The sequence below is a fragment of the Vibrio caribbeanicus ATCC BAA-2122 genome, assembly GCF_000165125.1.
Classification (GTDB): domain Bacteria; phylum Pseudomonadota; class Gammaproteobacteria; order Enterobacterales; family Vibrionaceae; genus Vibrio; species Vibrio caribbeanicus.
This window is the reverse complement of sequence record NZ_AEIU01000036.1, coordinates 1-403: the sequence shown is the minus strand read 5'-3', so window position 1 is coordinate 403 and position 403 is coordinate 1. Positions and strand designations below refer to the sequence as shown.

At 47.9% G+C, this 403-nt stretch carries 1 protein-coding gene; it reads left to right on the top strand.

The annotated features are described in order from the left end of the window. Positions 1–403, top strand: a 403-nt coding sequence (locus RH40_RS03550; RefSeq protein WP_009599967.1) for a BspA family leucine-rich repeat surface protein, incomplete at its 3' end; no start/stop codon positions are given.

The following is a 403-nucleotide window of genomic DNA, read 5'->3' as shown; positions in this document are numbered from 1 at the left end:
TTGGGATACCTCCAAGGTTACAAATATGGGACGAATATTTTCAGGTGCCACCAGTTTTTAACCAACCCATCGGGTAATTGGGATACTTCCAAAGTAAGGGGTATGAGTGTGATGTTTTCAGGCGCTAAAGCCTTTAACCAACCCATCGGTGACTGGAATACCTCCGGGGTATGGGATATGAGGGAGATGTTTTTAGGTGCCGAAGCCTTTAACCAGCCCATCGGCAACTGGGATACCTCCGAGGTTAAAAGTATGCGGTGGATGTTTGAAGGTGCCACCGCCTTTAACCAACCCATCGGTAACTGGGATACCTCCAAGGTATGGGATATGAGGGCAATGTTTGAAAGCGCCTCCGCCTTTAACCAAGACATCGGTGGTTGGAATACCTCCAAAGTAAGGGATA